This window comes from Blastopirellula sp. SH421 (assembly GCF_057808535.1).
The window spans coordinates 3226601-3246897 of sequence record NZ_CM173712.1 but is presented as its reverse complement, the minus strand read 5'-3'; the positions used below and the strand labels follow the sequence as shown (position 1 = coordinate 3246897).

The 20297-nt window shown below is 56.5% G+C and carries 18 protein-coding genes; 7 read left to right on the top strand and 11 right to left on the bottom strand.

Annotated features, from left to right (window positions below):
* Nucleotides 1-210 precede the first annotated feature (210 nt).
* The gene (acnA, locus tag SH421x_RS13600; RefSeq protein WP_488856299.1) at nt 211-2919 is read right to left on the bottom strand and encodes an aconitate hydratase AcnA; all 2709 of its coding nucleotides are present in this window, start codon (nt 2917-2919) and stop codon (nt 211-213) included.
* A 202-nt stretch (nt 2920-3121) separates the two neighbouring features.
* Here acnA and SH421x_RS13595 point away from each other — a divergent pair, with 202 nt between their 5' ends.
* Complete coding sequence (locus SH421x_RS13595) at nt 3122-4198, top strand: AI-2E family transporter (RefSeq protein WP_488856298.1); 1077 nt, start codon at nt 3122-3124, stop codon at nt 4196-4198.
* Nucleotides 4199-4261: 63 nt separating this feature from the next.
* On the opposite strand, the gene SH421x_RS13590 is transcribed toward SH421x_RS13595, so the two are convergent.
* A complete protein-coding gene (locus SH421x_RS13590; protein WP_488856297.1) occupies nt 4262-4762 on the bottom strand; it encodes a CAP domain-containing protein in 501 nt (166 codons plus the stop codon).
* A 267-nt stretch (nt 4763-5029) separates the two neighbouring features.
* Between SH421x_RS13590 and SH421x_RS13585 the strand changes: the two genes are divergently transcribed.
* From SH421x_RS13585 to SH421x_RS13575, 3 genes are all read left to right on the top strand, one after another.
* Nucleotides 5030-5809, top strand: a complete 780-nt coding sequence (locus SH421x_RS13585) for a lipoprotein N-acyltransferase Lnb domain-containing protein (RefSeq protein WP_488856296.1) — start codon at nt 5030-5032, stop codon at nt 5807-5809.
* A gap of 10 nt (nt 5810-5819) precedes the next feature.
* A complete protein-coding gene (locus tag SH421x_RS13580; RefSeq protein ID WP_488856294.1) occupies nt 5820-6116 on the top strand; it encodes a DUF971 domain-containing protein in 297 nt (98 codons plus the stop codon).
* A 152-nt stretch (nt 6117-6268) separates the two neighbouring features.
* The gene (locus SH421x_RS13575; RefSeq protein ID WP_488856292.1) at nt 6269-6673 is read left to right on the top strand and encodes a hypothetical protein; all 405 of its coding nucleotides are present in this window, start codon (nt 6269-6271) and stop codon (nt 6671-6673) included.
* 14 nt (nt 6674-6687) lie between these two features.
* On the opposite strand, the gene SH421x_RS13570 is transcribed toward SH421x_RS13575, so the two are convergent.
* The 5 genes from SH421x_RS13570 to SH421x_RS13550 form a co-directional block, all read right to left on the bottom strand.
* Nucleotides 6688-7803: a CPBP family intramembrane glutamic endopeptidase gene (locus tag SH421x_RS13570; RefSeq protein WP_488856291.1), complete on the bottom strand. Its 1116-nt coding sequence runs from the start codon at nt 7801-7803 to the stop codon at nt 6688-6690.
* A gap of 7 nt (nt 7804-7810) precedes the next feature.
* A complete protein-coding gene (gene pgsA, locus SH421x_RS13565; RefSeq protein WP_488856289.1) occupies nt 7811-8425 on the bottom strand; it encodes a CDP-diacylglycerol--glycerol-3-phosphate 3-phosphatidyltransferase in 615 nt (204 codons plus the stop codon).
* Between the two features lie 167 nt (nt 8426-8592).
* Nucleotides 8593-10005 (bottom strand): 30S ribosomal protein S12 methylthiotransferase RimO, encoded by a 1413-nt coding sequence (gene rimO, locus SH421x_RS13560; protein WP_488856287.1) that lies wholly within the window; start codon nt 10003-10005, stop codon nt 8593-8595.
* 168 nt (nt 10006-10173) lie between these two features.
* Nucleotides 10174-10950, bottom strand: a complete 777-nt coding sequence (locus tag SH421x_RS13555) for a hypothetical protein (protein WP_488856286.1) — start codon at nt 10948-10950, stop codon at nt 10174-10176.
* 10 nt (nt 10951-10960) lie between these two features.
* The gene (locus SH421x_RS13550) at nt 10961-11671 is read right to left on the bottom strand and encodes a PTS sugar transporter subunit IIA (RefSeq protein ID WP_488856284.1); all 711 of its coding nucleotides are present in this window, start codon (nt 11669-11671) and stop codon (nt 10961-10963) included.
* Nucleotides 11672-11950: 279 nt separating this feature from the next.
* Here SH421x_RS13550 and SH421x_RS13545 point away from each other — a divergent pair, with 279 nt between their 5' ends.
* Together SH421x_RS13545 and SH421x_RS13540 are read left to right on the top strand one after the other, a co-directional pair.
* Nucleotides 11951-13480, top strand: coding sequence for a UDP-N-acetylmuramoyl-L-alanyl-D-glutamate--2,6-diaminopimelate ligase (locus SH421x_RS13545; protein ID WP_488856283.1), 1530 nt, complete (start codon nt 11951-11953; stop codon nt 13478-13480).
* Between the two features lie 388 nt (nt 13481-13868).
* Nucleotides 13869-14909: a DUF3500 domain-containing protein gene (locus SH421x_RS13540; protein WP_488856282.1), complete on the top strand. Its 1041-nt coding sequence runs from the start codon at nt 13869-13871 to the stop codon at nt 14907-14909.
* A gap of 503 nt (nt 14910-15412) precedes the next feature.
* Here SH421x_RS13540 and SH421x_RS13535 read toward each other — a convergent pair.
* The 4 genes from SH421x_RS13535 to SH421x_RS13520 all read right to left on the bottom strand — a co-directional run bounded on the left by SH421x_RS13535 (nt 15413) and on the right by SH421x_RS13520 (nt 18913).
* Nucleotides 15413-15742: a DMT family transporter gene (locus SH421x_RS13535; protein WP_488856281.1), complete on the bottom strand. Its 330-nt coding sequence runs from the start codon at nt 15740-15742 to the stop codon at nt 15413-15415.
* A gap of 23 nt (nt 15743-15765) precedes the next feature.
* Entirely contained in the window at nt 15766-17103 is a 1338-nt protein-coding gene (locus tag SH421x_RS13530; protein WP_488856280.1) for a trypsin-like peptidase domain-containing protein, read from the bottom strand.
* A 220-nt stretch (nt 17104-17323) separates the two neighbouring features.
* Entirely contained in the window at nt 17324-17956 is a 633-nt protein-coding gene (locus SH421x_RS13525; RefSeq protein ID WP_488856279.1) for a hypothetical protein, read from the bottom strand.
* 177 nt (nt 17957-18133) lie between these two features.
* Nucleotides 18134-18913, bottom strand: coding sequence for a 3-ketoacyl-ACP reductase (locus SH421x_RS13520; RefSeq protein WP_488856278.1), 780 nt, complete (start codon nt 18911-18913; stop codon nt 18134-18136).
* 144 nt (nt 18914-19057) lie between these two features.
* On the opposite strand from SH421x_RS13520, the gene SH421x_RS13515 reads away from it, so the two are divergent.
* Nucleotides 19058-20260, top strand: coding sequence for a vitamin K epoxide reductase family protein (locus SH421x_RS13515; RefSeq protein WP_488856277.1), 1203 nt, complete (start codon nt 19058-19060; stop codon nt 20258-20260).
* The last annotated feature ends 37 nt before the right edge of the window (nt 20261-20297 follow it).

Sequence of the window (20297 nt, the reverse complement as noted above, 5' to 3'; positions counted from 1 at the left end):
ATCGCCGCACACCAAAGTATCTTGCATTCTTCGCTGAATCGCGGGCAAGTCCAGGAACTATTTTGCACGCCGCAGGAGATTATTCACAGGCTTGCTTGAAAAGCGGCTCGCTACCGCCTACCCACCCGATCTGCTTCAAGAAACAAAACCAGCCGCAAGAATCGCTTCGTGCGGCTGGTCTGGATTGAAATCGAAGGTGGGTGTCAGCGATTAGCCTTGCAGCAACTTTCGCAGCACGGTCTGCAGGATCCCGCCGTTGCGGTAGTATTCCATTTCGACCGGGGTATCGATGCGGCACTTGGCCTGGAACTCCATGACGGTTCCGTCCGGCTTGGTTGTTTTGACCGTCACGTCGCCGCCGGGGCGCAAGTTGTCTTCGACCACGATGTCAAATGACTCTTCACCGTTCAGCCCCAGCGTTTCCCACGATTTGCCGGTGGGAAACTCCAGCGGCAAGATTCCCATGCCGACCAGATTGCTGCGGTGAATGCGTTCAAAGCTAGACGTAATCACTGCTTTGACGCCCAGCATGAACGTTCCCTTAGCGGCCCAGTCGCGGCTGCTGCCGGTGCCGTACTCTTTGCCAGCCAACACCACCAACGGCGTGCCGTCTGCTTTGTACAGTTCGGCGGCGTCGTAGATCGACATCACTTCGTCGGTCGGCAGGTAACGAGTCCAGCCACCTTCGGTGCCTGGCGCTAGTCGATTACGAATGCGAATGTTGGCGAAGGTACCGCGATGCATCACGCGATCATTACCGCGCCGCGAGCCGTAGCTGTTGAAGTCGATCGGCTGCACGCCTTTCTCCATCAGATAGCGGCCCGCCGGACCATCTTTGGCGATGGCGCCGGCCGGCGAGATATGATCGGTCGTGACCGAATCCCCCAACAACGCCAAAACCCGAGCGCCGGCGATCGGCTGGATCGCGTCGATCTCGCGCTGCATCGCAACCATGAACGGCGGCTCTTGGATGTACGTGCTGTCGTCGTTCCAGTTGTACAACTCACCTTCGGCCACTGCGATCTTGTTCCAAGTCGGATTCGACTCAAACGCCGTTTCGTATTGGTCGCGGAACATCTCTGGCTTGACCGAAGATTCGATCGTCGCCAGCACTTCTTCGGAGGTGGGCCAAATGTCTTTGAGGAAGACGTCGTTTCCGTCGCCATCCTTACCCAGCGGCTCAGTCACCAAGTCGATGTCAGTGCTGCCTGCGATCGCGTAAGCGACCACCAGCGGCGGGCTCGCCAGATAGTTGGCTTTCACTAGCGGATTGACGCGGCCTTCAAAGTTGCGATTGCCGCTTAGCACCGCCGATGCGACCAGGTTGCCGTTGGTCACCGCCGCGGCGACCGGATCAGGCAGCGGACCGCTGTTGCCGATGCAGGTGGTGCACCCATAACCGACCAGGCTGAAACCGAGCGTTTCGAGGTCGTCCATCAGGCCGGCCTTGTTCAAATAATCGGTCACTACACGCGAACCTGGCGCCAAGCTTGTCTTCACATAAGAAGGAACACGCAGCCCCTTGGCGGCCGCATTGCGAGCCAGCAAACCGGCAGCCAACATGACCGAAGGATTGCTGGTGTTGGTGCAGCTGGTGATCGCTGCGATCACGACGGCGCCGTGCCCGATTTCTTCCGACTTGCCGTTGCTCTCGACGGTTCCGGTGCTTCCCAGCTCTTCAGCGGTCAGCGCGAAACCGCGTTGATCGACCGGCGATTTTAGCGAGCGCTGGAACTCGGACTTCATGTTGGCCAGCGAAACGCGGTCTTGCGGGCGTTTGGGGCCGGCCATCGAAGGTTCGACGGTGCTGACATCCAGCTTCATCAGCGTGGTGAACTTGGGAGTCGGCGCGTCATCGGTACGGAAGACGCCCAGCTCTTTGGTGTAAGCTTCGACCAGCGCGACTTCGTCGTCGGTACGACCGGTGCGGCGCAGATAGTTGAGCGTTTCGGCATCGACCGGGAAGAAGCCCATCGTCGCGCCATACTCGGGCGCCATATTGGCGATCGTCGCGCGATCGGCCAGGCTCATCTTGCTGACGCCGTCGCCGAAGAACTCGACAAACTTGCCGACGACCCCTTCTTTACGCAGGATCTGCGTGACGGTCAGCACCAAGTCGGTCGCGGTGACGCCGGGAGCAAGCTGCCCGGTGATTTCAAATCCGACCACTTCGGGGGTCAGCATATAGATCGGCTGGCCAAGCATGACCGCTTCGGCTTCGATCCCGCCGACGCCCCAACCAACAACGCCCAGGCCGTTGATCATAGTCGTATGGCTATCGGTGCCGACCAGCGTATCAGGCACGGCGACCGGGCCTTTTTCGTCCTGACGAACGAAGACCCCTTTGGCCAAAAATTCTAGATTGACTTGATGCACGATGCCGACGTTCGGGGGCACAGCGCGAAAATTATCAAGCGCCTTTTGGCCCCAGCGAAGGAACTCGTAGCGTTCGCGGTTGCGCTGGAATTCAAGCTCGACGTTCTTCTCTAGCGAATCTGCTCTGCCGAATGCGTCGACCTGCACCGAGTGGTCAATGACCAGGTCAACCGGAATCAGCGGATTGATTTTGTTGGGGTCGCCGCCTAGGCGCTTCATGGCGCTGCGCATCGCGGCCAGATCGACCACGGCCGGCACGCCGGTAAAGTCTTGCAACACCACCCGGGCCGGCATGAAGGGAACTTCGCTCGGATCTGGATTGTGGGGATTCCAGGCCGCCAGACGGCGAACGTCATCTTCCGAGACGATAAATCCGTCGCAGGATCGCAGCACCGCTTCAAGCAGAATACGGATCGAATAGGGAAGGGAATCTACGTCGCACAATCCCTGCTCTTGAAGCCGGCGAATCCGGTAAATGCCCAGCTCTCCCTGGGGGGCCGAAAACGTATCGCGAGCTCCAAACGGATCGAAAACCGTACCCATGCGTCAATCTCTTTCCACAAAGTTGCACAAAATGAAAACGATCTAACCGCCTTCACCAAGGACTGAGTTTACCGCAATTTTTATCCGCTGTCTGCTAGGAATCGGCCGCCGCAGAGGTTGTAACTTTTGCCCACACGCTGACATAATCGGGCTCCGTTTTGCACCGATCGGCCGTCCCTCAGACGAAAGCGCGGAATAATCGATGAATTCAGAACCAACGTCCCTGCCCAAGCTCAGTGAAGAGCGCTCGAACCTGCAAACCGGCGCTTTACTTCTACTAGCCGCAGTCGCCGTCTCGTTCGCCGTCGCCTATGCACGCAGCATTTTGATTCCCTTTACGCTGGCGATCTTTCTCAACTATTTGGTCGCACCAATTGTCGATTTCTCGATGGTTCGCCTCCGATTTTCGAAGTTCGTGGCGGTCACCGCGGCGCTGCTGATCGTCGGGCTGGCTTTGGTCGTTATGAGTTTCTTGGTATTGCTGGTGATCCAAAGTATTTCAGATCCGCAAATGTTGAGACAGCTCGAGTTTGACCTGCAGCGGAAGCTCGATGCCGTCGTGATCCAGGGATACGCGTTGGCCGACAGCTGGCTGGGGGTCAAATTTGATCGCCCTGATTCGGAATTGATCATCTCGGCGATTAAGACCAATTTAATTTCGCAAATGCCCTCTTACGCCAAGCAGTTGGGCGCTTTGCTGATGAGCCTGGTTTCGAGCACCACCCTGACCACCATTTTTGTCGGTTTTATGCTGGCCGGGCGCGATCCGTACAAAGTCTCCAAAGGGATGTACGCCGAGATCGATCAAAAGATCCGCCGCTATATCGCCACCAAGTTTATGATTTCGGCCGTGACCGGCATCTTGGTCTGGGCCTGTCTGGCGATGATGGGAATGCGGCTCGCATCGTTGTTCGGCTTGATGGCGTTCATGCTTAACTTCATCCCCTCGGTCGGATCGATCATCGCAACGCTGCTCCCCATTCCGCTGGCGATCGTCGACTTTGACAGCGTCTGGATGATCTTGCTGGTGATCGGCATCCCCGGCGTAATTCAGATGACGCTGGGCAATGTGATCGAACCGAAGATCATGGGGGACGGTTTACAACTTCATCCTGTGACGATCCTGCTGAGTCTCACGTTTTGGGGCATGCTGTGGGGACCGGTCGGCATGGTGCTGGCCGTGCCGATCACAGCGACCCTGCGTATCGTGTTGCTGCGGTTTGAAACAACCCGCGTGATCGGCGATCTGATGGCCGGCTTTTTGCCAGAGCATGAATAACGCAAAAGGGCTTGGTGCGTCTGGACGCACCAAGCCCTGGAAGTCGTGTTGACTGCTGCTGGCCTAGTTACCAAACACGCCGACCCAATAGGTCGAGCCGTCGCGTGCAACAGCATAGCCATAACCAACCTGCCGGGCGCTGCCTAGCAAGATCGCGCGATGGCCAGGGCTGTTAAGCCAACCTTGGAACGTGGAGTCAATCGACTTGGCGTTCCACAAGATGATTTCGCCGGCGGGGCTTCCTTTGAAATTGTGGCGACGAGCACGAGCAACAAAGCCGCCGTTAACGCTGTGGCTGAACTGCCCCGTCTTGGCCATGTACCACGCATGATCCTGAGCAGCCTTGGTCAGCTCTGGGCTCATGCGCTGCGCCGGCAAGTTGTATTGGCCGCGAACCGCGTTGGAATGCTTCCACATCTTCACCAGGCTGGGGTGATTGTGCAGAAACTCATCTTTTAGCTCGACATCGGCATCTTCTTCAGCCGTCGCCGGTTTGACGCTAGCGTCATCTGCAAACGACGAAGTAGCCAGGGTGAGCAAGACCGTGAGCGCAAGAAATTTCATCAGATCCGTCATTTTGAATTCTAGGGGGGTGTAGTGGTAGGACTCCGTTCGAGGACTCGCATTTTTGCGGCCTGGGTAAAATGGTTCAACTCTCCCAATGGGCCGTATGGTCCAAAAAATCGAGGTTGCGACGATTGCTGATCCATTGCTATAACCCGCAGCGACTAAAGCACTTGAGCCCAGTAACTGCGAGCCGTGAACGCATTCCTACGCGGAATCCTGCCCTCATTATTTTCCACCAAAATACTCGGTATTTCGGTGTGGGGCATGCTCGCGCTCTTCTTTTCTGGCTGTGCATCGATCCTGCCGAACAACAGTCGCAACTGGGCGCCTGATCAAACAAGATTGCCCACGTATGAAAACGTCGCCGGTGTGGTGACGATTCACAACGTGCGAAATTGTCGTTACGCCGCATCAGACAAGTACGTCGTGCAGTATTACGACAAGCAGTTTAATCTCAGCGATGTAGAGTCGGTCGACTTCATCGTCACGCCGTTTAATGATACGCCTGCGGTCGCCCACACGATGCTTAGCTTTGGTCTGGCCGACGGCGATCAGATTGTCTCTTCGGTCGAAATTCGCAAAGAAGCGGACGAAGAGTACTCGGCCTGGAAAGGCTTTTTGAACCAGTACGAGTTGATGTACGTGATCGGCGACGAGCGCGACATCATCAATCTCAGTTCCAACGAATACAAGAGCAACGTTTATCTGTATCCAACGGTTGCGACGCCAGAGCAATCGCAAGCGTTGCTGATTGACGTACTAGAAAGAGCCAACAAATTGGCCATCAAACCCGAGTTTTACAACACGGTCACCAACAACTGCACCACCAACATCGTGCGACACGTCAATGATTTGGTTCCAGAAAAAGTCCAATACAACTACAAAGTGCTGCTGACCGGCTATAGCGACTCCTACGCCTACGAGTTAGGATTGCTCGATCAAAGCGTTCCTTTTGAAGAGCTCAAGCAGCGATCGCTGATTAGCGAGCTTGCTGAAAAATACGAATACGATCCAGACTTCTCCACCAAAATTCGCCGGCGATGATTTTCTGACTATGACGCCTGCCGACATCCAAGCCGATCGACCCAACCGCACGCTAAAGATCGAGTGGTCGGATGGGCTGATAGGGACCGTCGATTTCTGGTCCCTGCGCGTCAGTTGTCGTTGCGCTCGCTGCATCAGCGAACATACCGGCGAGCGCATCTTGAACCCGGATGACGTACCGCGCGACATAAGTCTTGACTCGATGGATCTGGTCGGCGGCTACGCGATCAAGATCCGTTGGACCGATGGTCACGACACCGGGCTCTTCACCTGGGAACATCTCCGCGAAGCGACAATCGCCAGCTAGCACGCGTCGCTGTTTGCACTATTTTGGTGCGAAAACCCGCGAAACTTCATAATTCGTAATAGTTCGACATTGCTGTAGGACGAAAATCGGATTAGATACGCCCTACTGTGATTTTGCTGCCTGACTCACAACTTCCGACATGGAGGTCGACGATGAATGGCGTTGCACTCGCGTTTGCGGCTATGATGGCCGCTATTTCGGCACAGCCCATGGATCCTGCGGTGACGGATCAGGTTGATCTTGTAGAGATCAACCACTACTTTGATCCGCAGGGAAGGCTCGTGTTCGATCAGGTGATTTTCTATGAATGGTCGTCGAAGAATGCTCGCTTCGACGTCGTCGCTTGGCGTCTGCTGAAAACGCCTGCCCAGGTTCCAACACGCGATTGGAAGCGCGGCGGTTACACGACCAGCTGGCGTGACGGAGACGTCATCCGGCAAGTCCGCTCGATCCAGCGTCGCGAGACCTGGACTCAGCATGACCCCGAACTTGTCGAGCGTGATTACTTGCCGCGCGAATTGAGGCGCGGATTAACCCGCCAATTGGCCGAGCGATAACGTCGCGCGGATCGCTACCTGGCGATCAGCGCCGCGTCATCCCCGATCACAAAAACTTGAATCAACAGCATGGTCATTGATTGGCCGTTGAGCAAAAAGTGAACCACAATGCACGGCGTTAAGCGCCTTGTTCGTTGATAGAGATACCCTAGCCCAAGGGCGAGAAAAAAGAGGGGGATCGGTGCATAGCCTTGTCCCAGATGCATCAACGCAAAGAACGCGGCGCTCACCAAGATCGGGCCGCAGATTTGCATCACCGTTCGCTCACGCAGCGCTTCCGGCGGTTCGTATTGGGTGCTGGGAACGGCGGCGGGCGCACTTGGCGAGAAAAAGGGATTCTCTCCGTCATGGGGCGCCGCTACGGCCGCAATGATTTCTTCCTGCGGCTCCGCTTCCGCAGGCGAATGAACCTCCGCCGTATAACGCTCTGGCGGCGAGTCCACTTCAGACAACCAACGCACGCGTCCCAAAAAGACGTTGCCAACTTCTAATCGTCCGTCAACCGTATCTTGCAACCAACCTTGGAAGAGCCCGCGGAAGAAAAACTCTTCAAACAGCGGCGCCGCAAAAACCGCCGCCGTGACCGAAGCGATCGCCATCGGAACGCTTTTGTCGCGGACCAGCATATCGATCAACGGGTGCTCGTACGGTTTAAAGTAGGCGAGAATTGATTGCAGGATCAACGTCGGAACGACCAGCATGCCAAACGCGGCGATCCCCAGCAGCAAGTCGTCGTACAATTTTTCGCCGCGCTGGCCGAACATTTGCAGCCCATAGCCACGGATCAAGATCAAGCCGCAGATGGCCAGCATCGTCAATAATTCGCCGACAGAAAGGGCCATGATGACCCACGCATGTTGAACCGCAGTCATCGAATTTTCATCGATCGGCGATACGATTCCGGTCGCGACGACGGCGAACCATTGAAACGACCCGATCAAAGTGAGGCCGATAAAAACTGCCGCCAAGATATCGATCAGGCCCCAACTAATCGTTTCGCCAGCTTCTTGCTGCAAGATAGGTTCGCCGCGCATCAAGCGTCGCAGCGCCCAAGTCCAGCCAGTGCAGCAGATGACTAACAGCAGCGCCATCAAGCAAAGACCAGCAAACCCAAAGATTAATTGTCCCATGCCTGGCTCATGTTGTAGTCGCTTGATCGCGAATCATCTTGGCCGCGGCAAAGATGTAAATCACGCCGGAATGCACGGTTGACGCCACCGCCAACCAGGCCGAGATCAGCGCCGTCCATTGCAGCGTCAATGTATAATCGCCGGCTGACGTCTTTTGAACATACGCCAAAACGACCATCGATGCGACGGCGGCGACGCATTGCAGCACCATCTTGATCTTGCCTGGCATGTTGGCCGAGAAATCACCGCCATGCTGTTCGATAAAACTGCGGAGCACGGTGACCAGCATCTCACGACCGGCGATCACCACCGCCATCCAAGCCGCAATCTGCGAACCAGGCTCGGCAGCCAAAAAGATAAACGTGCCGCAGATGATGATCTTGTCAACAAAGGGATCAAACACGCGGCCGACCTGGGTCACCTCATTATATTTGCGGGCCCAATAGCCATCCATCCAGTCGGTTGCGGCGGCAATGATAAAGACAATCGCCGCCGCGACGTATTGTCCTAGCGGCAGCAGCACAAAGACCGCGATCGACAACAAAAAGCGGGCCATCGTGATCGCATTCGGCACGTTTACCACTTTGGTCGACGCGGTCGGCTTGGTGTCTGCAGTCGTCATGATGCCCGTCGTCTTTGAAGAAAGTTCGCTTCAAGGTGCCATGCTCTTACGGCGTCTTCGACGAAAGAGCATGTCTTTAACTCGGATCGCTAGAGTGGGTGGTATCACCAACTACTGGAAGACATGCTCTTCCCACGAAGACGCGGTAAGAGCATGGCGCCAAGGGCCTAACGCGGGTCTTCGACCGCGGCGCCAATCAAGTCATATTCGTGCGTCGCAACAATCTCGGTCGCAACAATCTGTCCGGCGGCCAGACCTTCGCCAGAGACAAACACCACGCAGTCCACATCCGGCGCGTCTTGCTTGGTTCGTCCGACCCAGGCGGTTGCTTGCCCCGGCACTTGTTGGTCAATAATGACATCCAGCTTCGTGCCGACCAATGCGTCGTTCCGTTCAAAGACGACCTCTTGCTGCACTTCCATCAGACGATCACGCCGTTCGGCCGCGACTTCTTCAGGCAATGCGTCGGGCAGTTTAACCGCCGGCGTTCCTTCTTCACGCGAGTAGGTGAAGACGCCGACGCGCTCAAACTTTTGCTCGGCGACAAAGTCGCTTAGCTCCTCAAATTGCTCGTCAGTCTCGCCGGGGAAACCCGTGATGAACGTGGTCCGAATCGCGAGGTCCGGAATGAACTTTCGCATTCGCGCGATCGTATCTTCGGTCGAACTGCGGGTCACGCGGCGCGACATCCGACGCAGCATGTTGTCATTGATGTGCTGCAGCGGCATGTCGATGTACGGCACAATCTTATCAGCGTCGGCGATCGTTTGCAGCAAATGATCGTCGATGTACATCGGATAGAAGTACATCAAGCGGATCCAGTCAAACCCTTTGACGTCGTTCAGTTGCTTCAGCAATTGCGCCAGACGGGGTTCGCCGTACAGGTCCATGCCGTAGTAGGTAGTGTCTTGCGCGACGACGATCAATTCACGCACGCCGTCGGCGGCCAGTTCTTCCGCTTCGCGGATCACTTCTTCCATCGGCTTGGTCGCATGCTTGCCGCGCATCTTGGGGATCGCGCAGAAGGTGCACAACCGATCGCAACCTTCCGACACCTTGAGATAGGCGAAGTGCTTCGGCGTGATTCGCAGCCGATGGCGATCTTCCAAAGCACGAACCGGGGCAGGGCGAAAGACCTCGCGCTGCTCATCCAAGTTCCCCACCAAGCGATCAGCGACTTTGGTGATCTCTTCGCGACCGAACACGCCGACCACCTGATCGATCTCAGGGCAATCGAGCAGCAGTTGTTCTTTTTGGCGTTCGGCCAAGCACCCGCACACCACGACGCCGCGGATCTTGCCTTGGCGTTTCAGCTCTAGCATTTCATGAATCGCCGCAAACGATTCGGTGCGAGCCGCTTCGATAAAACCGCAGGTATTGACCACCACAAAGTCGGCGCCAACCGGCTCTTGCACCAGCTTGTAGCCGTCGATCTGCAGCAGACCCAGCATCCGCTCGCTGTCGACCAAATTTTTGGGACAACCGAGACTGACGAAGGAATAACTTCCCTTCGACGCGCCGGTCGGCTTGCACGAGGTACCAGTAACCGCAGATTGATCTAGAATCGGTAATTGCGTCATCGAATAACTTTGATAAAGACTCACCAGGAGCCGATGTCGACTGGGCGCGACTGAAAGACGACCAGCAGCGAGTTCCGCAATCGGCTCACCCTCTAACCAAGGAGAAGACCCGCGCGGAAAACCTTTATCCTACTCTTCACAAGCGAAAACGGCGAGAGGCGAAACCCGCTAAGATGCGGGATTCCCCGTGACCGCAGCGGCCGAAATGGCCAGTTGCAGGTCTCGCAATCGGAACGGTTGCCCCAAAATCGCCGTAAATCCAACTTTGCTGGCCAACGATTGATCCTCCCACCGGGGCAACCCGATGCACAAGATCCGACTCTCGGCTGGGTGATCGGCGAGAAATTGGGTCGCATCGGCGACCGTTTGAGGTCCCCAATCGGCGGGCTGATAGATCACGCAGACAATCGCCGCGGCACGTACTTTTTCGTCCGGCGCACGCCAAACCGCCGACATTCCCAAAGCTTGCACCGCATCGGCCCAGTATTCAAAATCGTCATGTCGGGCAGCGGAGATCACGGCCAGACCCGACAAATTGCCCATTTCACCCAGATCACGCATAATCGCTTCTTCGGGAGAAGCGGTGAGCAGGGCTAATTCACTGGAGGAACTCAGCAGCATTTCTAACCGCGTCGCGGCCGCTTGCCAGGGGATCTGCTCGGCGCCGGGGATCGGTTTGCCGGTCCGTAGCTCTCCGGCGGTCCAAAATCCGGCGATCACCAGCCAGCGGGCAAGCGGAAATCGCCGCCGCAAATGGGCGATGTCAGACGCCGGAAACTGCCCGACGCGGCTTTGCAGCAGCACAATCACCGCGGGCGCTTCTGTTTCGCTCAAGATCGCAGCGGCAGGGACAAACCGGCAATCCCCATGCTGACGCAGCACCGCGACGGCAGCGACAAATTCGGTCGCAGCGGCGTCTCCTACGACTAACACCGATCGCGGCATGGGGTTCGCCTTACAAGTCTTCTTCAAATTCGGCGATCATCTCGATTGTCGCGATTGGATCAGCGGCGTCGCGCAGCTTGGTGTAAAACGCCGAGTCGCTGATGATCCGGCTCAGCCGAGCCAGCGTCCGCAGGTGCGAGCGATCGTCGATCGACGCGATCAGAAAAAAAACATCGGTTAAGATTCCGCGACTGCCGCCGAACGGAACCCCCTGATAGGTTCGCCCCAGACAAAGAAACCCTTCGCTGATGATATCGGGCAAAGGTCGCCGCGGGTGAAGCAGTGCAACGCCGTTATCCAGCGCCGTGGTATGCATATTTTCGCGAGTCAGGACCGCTTCGGACATTTTGGCCGGGTCCCACAACAGCTGGGCGTCGGCCGCAAGCTCACAAAGTTCTGCAATTATTTTTCGCGGCGACTTCCCCGTTAGCGGCGTTTTGATCGTTTCGGGGCGCAGCATGCGTGCGATCGAGACCACTTCGTCTTCGTGGATGCCGCCTCGATTTCGATCCAGCACGCTCTCGACCTGCACCAGCTCGGCTTCGCCAGAGAGCCCGATCCGATCTTCCAACCAATGGTGGATGTCGGCCTGGCTAAAACGCCATTGTCCAGCGACTTTTCGACCGGGAACGTTGCCTCGATTGGCGAGCTTTTCCACTTGCGGCGGGGTCAAATGGAGGTACGCGGCAAGTTGTTCAATATCGAAATCCTGGCTGGCCATTAGAAAAACCCAAAGGGGAATATGAGGGGCATTCCATCAATCTATGCGACCAGAGGTTTTCGTCCAACCCGCCCCGCTAGCAAAATGATCTCCGGTAAAGCCGGGTTGACTCTTGAGCCATTTTGGGAAACATTCTTGTGAAATCGAAACGGCCCCAAGTTGCTTGCGAAAAGATTCGCTCGCTAGAACTTCTCGGCCGCGGCGACGTAGGACTGTTGGAACGGATTCCGATAGCACGTCCCCATCGATCCAAAGTCGCACCAGGCAAGGAGGCCGAAAATGACTTTGTCCACGCAGCCAACGTCCGCGGTATCGCTTCGCCGGTTGTTGCCCAACGCCAAAATCCTTGGCGCTGATGACATCGTCGTTCGCTCTTGTGCGGCTAATTCAAAGCTTTGCCTGCCCAATGACCTGTTCGTCGCGATGGTCGGCCCCCATCAAGATGGACACGATTTTGTCGAAGAAGCGATCGCCAACGGCGCCGCGGCAATCTTGTCTGAACGAGCCCTGCCGACCACGCACCCCGTTTGCATCGTCGAAAACAGCCAAAGCGCCTATGCCCAGATCTGCCAAGCTTTGGCCGGCGATCCCTCGAAACGGATGCGGGTGATCGGCGTCACCGGCACCAACGGCAAAACAACCGTTTGCCGCCTGATTCAATCAATCCTAGAGACCGCCGGCGCTACGGTCGGGATCTCCTCTTCGCTCGGCTACGACAACGGCTACGATCGCCAACCGTGGGACTGCACCACGCCCAACGCCGCGATATTGGCCGATTTGCTCTCGCGGATGGAATACAACGGCTGCACGCATGCCGTTGTCGAAGCATCGAGCGAAGCCCTCTCGCGCGATCGCCTAGACGGAATTGAGCTAGACGCGGTTGCAATCACCAATTTGCGCCAAGATCATCTCGACGTGCATGGCTCGGTCACCAATTATCACCGCGCCAAAAAGAAAATTTTGGGCCGCCTACGCGAAACAGGTTTCGCCGTTGTCAACGCTGACGACGCCGCGTGCAGCAAGCTGCTCTCCCAAATCGATACGCCAGCGTTGTCGGTCGCGCTGCATGGCGCCGGCGAAATCACCGCCAGCGTGGTTGAACGCCATAAAAGCGAACAAACTTTCTTGCTCTCGGCCGGTGACGAAACCGTCCCGGTCTGTACGCGAATGATCGGCGATCACCATATTTACAACTGTTTGATCGCCGCGGCGGTCGGCTTGGTCTACGGCGTTGACCTGAAGACGGTCGTGCGTGGACTAGAACGGGTCGAATCGATCCCCGGTCGGATGCAGCGGATCGAATGCGGGCAGCCGTTTGGCGTCTTCGTCGACTTGGCGCATACCCATGACGCGCTGGCGGCAGCGCTCAAATCGCTACGTCGCGTGACCCACGGTCGTGTGATTTGCGTCTTTGGCGCAGATGGGCTAGACGATCCCAGCAAACGGCCGCTGCTGGGTCGAGTGGCCGAGCGTGGCGCCGATTTCTCATTGATCACCAGCGCCAATCCCGGCGATGATACGCCGCTAGAAGTGATCCATGACATCCTGGATGGTTACGAACGCCCAGCTCGCGCTCATGTGATGCCGGACCGCGCCTCCGCGATCGAATGGGCCTTGTCCGAAGCTCAAACCGGCGACACGGTCTTAATCGCTGGTCGTGGAACTCCCAATCTCAACACGCTGCGTGAAGAAGAGTTGCCGCTTGACGACGTACAAATTGCCCAAGCCTGGCTCTATCGCGAAGCGCCGCAAGCAGAAGCGCTGATCGATGACGAAGGCCCTGTCCTGCTAAAATTTCCTCGCGGTTAAATCGATCACGGCAAGCCTGCCGCTGGGCCAAACGCGAATCTCGAAACTGCCTTGCGGACGCATTAGCCAGACCTACCAGCCGGTTGAAAAACGCCATCAGAGCGTTTTTCAACCTCGCCAGGTTCAGAGCGAAGCGCTTCACGGCTCGAAAAATAACGACTTCCATCGCTATTTTGGCGGCTCATCTATAAAACGCAGCAGCCTGTGGAGAAAATCAACCGACTGCTACGCGTGGCCTACAACATCGTAGGCTCTCGGCTTGTCGATGCTTGACAGCGCGTAAGATCGGCAATTACGATCGCTATGTCCACCTTAGGACATTTGGATCGAAGGTCTCGATTTTTCGCAACTTTTGAAGGGGCATTTGCTCCTAGAAATTGATAGCCCGATGAAACGCTCGTTTCACTTTTTGCTAGGCTTGGTCGCCGTCACCCTGCTCACCCAAGTAGCGCGTGCGGGCGTTGGCGCCGACGCAACAACTGCGGCCCAAAATTTTCTGGCCGCTTTGTCACCTGAAGAAGCAGCAACCGCGACGATGAAGTTTGACGATCCGGCTCGCCTGGATTGGCACAACATCCCAAAAGCGACGCGCAAGGGGCTGCAGCTTCGCGACATGTCCGCCGAACAGCAGGAGCTGGCGCACAAACTTCTGCAAGCGACGCTCAGCGAAAGCGGTTTCAACAAAGCGCTTACGGTCATGTCGCTAGAGAACAATCTGCTGGAAGGTGAAAAGGGAAGTCAAAGCTCAAACTTGCGAGATCCGCAACGTTACTTTCTGACGATCTTCGGCCAGCCAAAAACCACCGGAAGCTGGGGCTGGAGCATTGAAGGGCATCACCTGTCGCTGAATTTTGTGATTCGAGATGGAGCGGTGATCAGTCATACGCCCAGTTTTTGGGGAGCATGTCCCGCGACGGTCAAAACCTTTGTTGCCGGAGGCCCGCCCGTCGGCACTCGGCTGTTGAAAGAGGAAGAACAACTTGCCTTCGACCTGCTGGATCAATTGCAACCCGATCAACTCAGCAAAGCGATCATCGCTGACAAAGCGCCTGCCGACTATCGCGCCGCCGGCAAGCCGCAACCGATCCAATCGGCGCCAGAAGGGATTGCCGCGGCCGAATTAACGGCCGACCAAAAACAGGCGCTATGGTCGCTGCTAGAAGCTTACTCCAATCATCTAGCAGCCGAGATCAGCGTCAGCGAACTTCAAGAAATCAAATCGGCCGGAATCGATCGAGTTTACTTCGCCTGGGCTGGCGGAACCGAACCAGGGATTCCGCATTACTATCGCGTGCAAGGCCCGACCTTTGTCTTGGAGCTGGTCAACTATCAAGAGGACCCTGCCGGCAACGTCTCGAATCATATCCACTCGGTTTGGCGCAGCTTAAAAGGTGATTTTGCCATTCCGTTGGCCAATGTGGGCAAGTAAGTAGAGCAGGACATGACCGCCGTGCTATCCAACCACGGCGCATGGAGATTGCCGAGCGATTTCCCCTTGCTGGCGCAATTTGAGGTTGCGCTAATTAGCAATTCAAAAGAAAGGAACACGCGGTAAGAATCCGGGACAAGTCCTCCTTCTCTTAGGCCCAACGCGGCCGTTTTAAAATAGCCCTGGGCGCTCGTCGCGCAGCGGCGGAGCCCTGGGTAAATGATCCTCCTGAAAAGGATGACGTTTGAGCCGGCAGTTTCCTGATTCAAACCAACGTCAACATCACAATAATTGACGCCCACCCGGGGCTGCGTCGCCTGCGGCGGACTGACCCCGGGCTAGTTTAGAACAGCCCGTTGGGCTTAAGCCACGGGGCGACTTACATGATTTTCTGACCTTGTTCCGCCGCGATTTATCCGTGGCCCGGCCGAGTTCGATTCTTGATGAATTGCCAACCAGCGCAACTTCAAAACGGGCGCTGCCGGCACGCAAGAAAAAATCTCCTAGTGCTTCGCACTGCACAGATTCAAACCCGCCACGCCGGCAATGATCAACAGAATACTGATCAATTTATAAGGTGAGAAGGTTTCGCGAAAGAAGCAGAAGCCGATCACGGCGATCAGTGCGGTGCCGACGCCAGACCAGATTGCATAAGCATGGCTGACTTCGATCTTGTTCAAAGCAAAAGTCAACGATGTGAACGAGGCTGCATAAAAGAAGAAGAGTAACAACGACGGCAAAGGGCGCGTGAAGCCTTCCGACATCTTCATCGAAGTGGTGCCGGCGACTTCCAACAAAATGGCGCCAGCCAAAAACACCCAAGGATGCATCATGTTACTCGCTTGGGATGGTTTGCCTATCGCACGCGATAGTTGGCGACTGCGATGTCCCCATAGTAGGTTTCGTTGTCGCGAAGAATGTAAAACTTGATCGGTCGCTTCTGGGCGATGATGTCGCTCTTCAAAATGTACTCGAGATTGTCAACTGAGATCGTTTCCCATTCGTGCATGCCGACCAACACGTCGCCGACACGAATCTGCTGACGAGCCGCCGGGCTATACGCTTTGACCGCCGTGATCCGCAGTCCGCCGCGGTAGCGAGTATTGTTGGACCGAAACTCATTGTCCGGCACGATCTGCACGCGAATCCCCAGCAATTCCCACGCGGCGTCGACCAACGCATTGGCCCCACCTTGGCCTTGCAGCACCAGGGACAGCGACTTTTCGTCTCCTTCGCCGCGTTGCAGCTTGACCGCGACTTCTTCACCGGTTTCGCGATCTAGCAACGCTCGTTCTACGTCCAACATCCAGCAGACGCCGATGTCACCGACTGACGTGATCACATCACCAGTCTGAAGGCCACAAACCGAAGCAGGGCTGTTGGGATCGATTGACTTCACATGCAGATAAGCGACGCCGTTGACAAACTTGGTTTCGCCGGTGATGCCGTGCCAATGTTGATCCAAACGTTCGATCGACATCAGTTGCGATGCGATGTCCATCACCGTATCGACCGGAATGGCGAAGCCAATCCCCTGGGCGCCGACACGAACCGCGACATTGATGCCGATCATCTCGCCGTCGATGTTCAACAGCGGACCGCCGCTATTGCCGGGGTTGATGCTTGCGTCGGTTTGAATCAGATCGTAATACTTTTGCGTATCGCTAACCTGGACGGTCCGGTGCAAAGCGCTGATGATGCCGCGTGTGACAGAGTTCTCATAACCATAAGCGTTGCCGACCGCGATGACGGTTTCACCCGGCATCAGATCCGACGAGGTTCCTGTCTTAACCACTGGCAACGGCTTCTCGGCGTCGACCTTGATCAAAGCCAAGTCGGTCTTCTCGTCAAAGGCAATCAGCTGGGCGATATAGGTCGTGCCGTCTTGCAGTGTGACCTGAATTCGGCGAACTCCTTCCACCACATGCTGGTTGGTGATGATGTAGCCGCGTTCGTCAATGACAACGCCGGTCCCCATGCCGTTGACCTGACGCGGAGCGTCGCCGATGGCGCTGGCCGTTGAGATCGTCTTGTGACCGTGAATATTCACGATCGACTCTTTCACCCCTTGCACCGCTTTGACGATCGGCGTCAGGCGGAGTTCAGTCGCAGCCGCAGTGCGTAGCGTTAAACACGACGCCAAGCAGGCCACAACAAACAGGCTTAGGGGATGACGCGAGGCAGGGTGACGCATAGAGGTCTCGTCGTTCCGTGAGTCGAGTCGAAGTCAGCATTCGTATGCCCAACCGGCGAAACGACGCAGGCAATCAGGCTCAACCATTCATCGGAACAGTGGGAATCCTGGCTTGACAGGACTAGAGCCAACCCGCAGAGTCAACCTAACTTGACATCCTGCCTGTTATCGTCCGCGAAGAATTTGCGCAGCTGCGCAAAACTACAGAAATAGCTGAAGCTTACGACGATTGCTTGCTGCGCCAGACGTTTTGAATTGTCCGAATTTCACTCGGCTGATCCAGGTCGATTTGCTGCGGCAGCGGCGCGATGATCGGTCGGGCATCGACCGTAGGCGGCGGCAGAGGTTGCGGCGTTTTTGCCTCTACCGAAGGTGGGGCAGTGTGCAGTGGAGCAGGAGCCCTCAGCAGCGGAGGAACCTTGAGCGGCTCTTTCACGTGGTGAGGAGTCGGCGTCTTCAGCGGCTCGACAGGTATCGGCATCGGCGCCGGCATCGGCTGCGGCGCCGCCAACTGTGGCCCGTCAGGAACTTCAACCAGGATCGGCGTGCGAATCAATTCAGGCGGCGTGTACTGTACCCGCGGAGCAAACGCCGGTCGCGTCGGCACCGGGTGAAATTTTGGTCGCGGCGGAATCATCGGTTGGTCATAAGCGACCGCTTTATGCGACTGCTCTTGCCGAGCATGGCGCCCATGTAATCCCTGCAAGCCCGACGCGGCAGTCTCGCAGGCTGCAGTTTCACAAGCTGCGTCGCATGTCGGCAGCGCCATCGTGTCACGATATCGCACGCCAAAGCAGCCAACGGCTTGCGTTGATATCAAGATGATCCCGAGCTGGCGCCAGCTTGCCTTCATGTATCCCATCCACAGGGCGCAATGTTACCTGGCCTTATTCATCGTCGCGCCAGCGTCGTCAACTTCGCCGAAATCGGCAAAGTCGATCCATTTCTCCATCGTCCTAGGTGGTTTTTTCACGCACCGCAAGCACTGCCAGCAGCGGTGGCAAGCGAGTCTCATAACGCCGCACTGCACTTACAGCCGCCGCAGATGGAACCCACCATCCACGTTGATCCGCTCGCCGGTACTGAACGGAAACAGATCGCGCGCAATCGCCAGGATCGCTTTGGCGACATCGTCAGGCTGACCCCAGCGGCGAATCGGCGTCATGCCGTCGGCAATCAGCTGGTCATATTTTTCTTTGACCGGCGCAGTCATGTCGCTAGCAATCACGCCGGGGCAGATCTCAAAGACTTGGATCCCATCCTCCGCCAAGCGTTCGGCTAGCAGCCAGGTCATCATCTGTAGGCCCGCTTTGGCCATGCAATAGTCCGCGCGGTTGGACGAAACCGCATAAGAAGAGAGCGACGAGATATTAATGATCTTGCCGCAGGGGATCTGCTTCGCCCCAATCTGATCAATCATCGAGAGCGCTGCCGCCTGACTCAAAAAAAAGGGGCCCTTCAAATTGGTGTCAAAGACTAGATCCCAATTTTCTTCGGTCGCTTCCAACAGATCCTTCCGTCCTGGTGAAGTGATCCCGGCGTTGTTGACCAACAGATCCAGCCGTCCAAACTTGGCCAGCGTTTCTTGCAGCAGCAAGCTGCGACCTGCCGGATCGGCGACGCTGGCTCCGACCGCAATCGCGCGGCCGCCGGCCGCTTCGATCTCGCCGACCACCTCGTCGGCCGCATCACGGCGGCTGTTGTAGTTGATGGTGACGGCAAATCCGTCTGCGGCCAAAGCGGTCGCAATCGCCCGGCCAATTCCTCGTGAACTGCCGGTAACTACCGCAACAGGCATGCTTTTCGACACGAAAATCCCCTCCCAATAGGCGTTATTTCTGCGTGAATCACCCTAGAACCCCGCGACAGTGCTGTCAACGCACGGGAAATGGGACGCGCCGGCAACTACAATAAACAGACCATTTGCACCGAGTCCTAGACCCCTGATAGAACTATGCTTCGTTCTGCTTTGTTGGTTGTGTTGATCGTTGGCCTTGCGCTTTGCGGCTATTTGACCTACGCCAGCTTAACGGCGTCACCGGTCGCCGGGTGCGGTTTCAATTCTTCGTGCCATGACGTTTTGACCAGCGAATGGTCGAAATGGTTTACGCTGCCGGTGAGTGCAATGGGGTTTGCGCTGTATGCGTCGGCGCTCGGCATTTTGGTGATGACCTACTTTTCGATCCCCGCCGAATCGAAGCAGAAGGGAGAACAACTGGTCGTCCTGCTAATGAGCGTCGCCGCCGCTGCGGCCCTTTGGTTTATCGGAATTCAAGCTGGCGTTTTGGGCAAATTCTGCCCGTATTGCATGGCGACCCACGCTTGCTCACTGATCGCGGTCGTCTTGGCCTGGCTCGCCTTTCCGCCGCAACTTCGTCAGGCGACCTCAGCCGGCGTAGTCAGTTTCCTTTCTTTGGTGATGCTGATCTTTGGTCAGGTCGCGATGCCCGAAGAAGGAGGCCCCCGCAACGCCGTCGTGTCGCAGCCTGCCAGTGAAAATGTCGAAATTCGACTTACCTCCCCCGACGAAGCATCAATCGAAAAGTCACGTCCTGTCCTTTTGGCCAACGGCGCGGTCGAAGTTGATGTACATGCCTGGCCGATCCTGGGAGATCCTGAGACCGCTGAGTTCTTCGTGATCGATGTGATGGATTACACTTGCGACTATTGCCAAGCAGCGAGTCACTTGTTAGACCAGGCACGCGCCAAATACAACGGCAAGCTGGCCGTGATCGTGATGCCGTTGCCGCTCTCCTCTGACTGCAACGACTATGTGCCGGTGACCAAACCAGAGCATCAGCACGCGTGCCAACTCACGTATCTGGCGATCAATCTCTGGAGAAACAAGCCGGAGGAATTTGCTGCGTTTCATCATTGGCTGTTCGCCGGCGATCATTTCCGCACGCAAAAAGAAGCGCTGGCCCACCTGGACGAAAAATATGGGAAAGAGTTCGTGGACACGCTGACCCAGGATCTAACGCCAAGCAAGTATATCAACGAATCGCTCCGCCTGGCCGATCCTGACCGTCCTCAACCGCTGTTTGGCTTGATGCCGGCGATCATCGGCAAAACGCAAGTCTCAGAAGGGGTCTTCTCGCAACTTGAAGAGATCATGCAGCCGTTTAAGGTCGACTTCGGACCGCCTGAGAAGAACTAAAAGCTCTCGAAACCATAGCGTTTGGTCAAAAGCTACT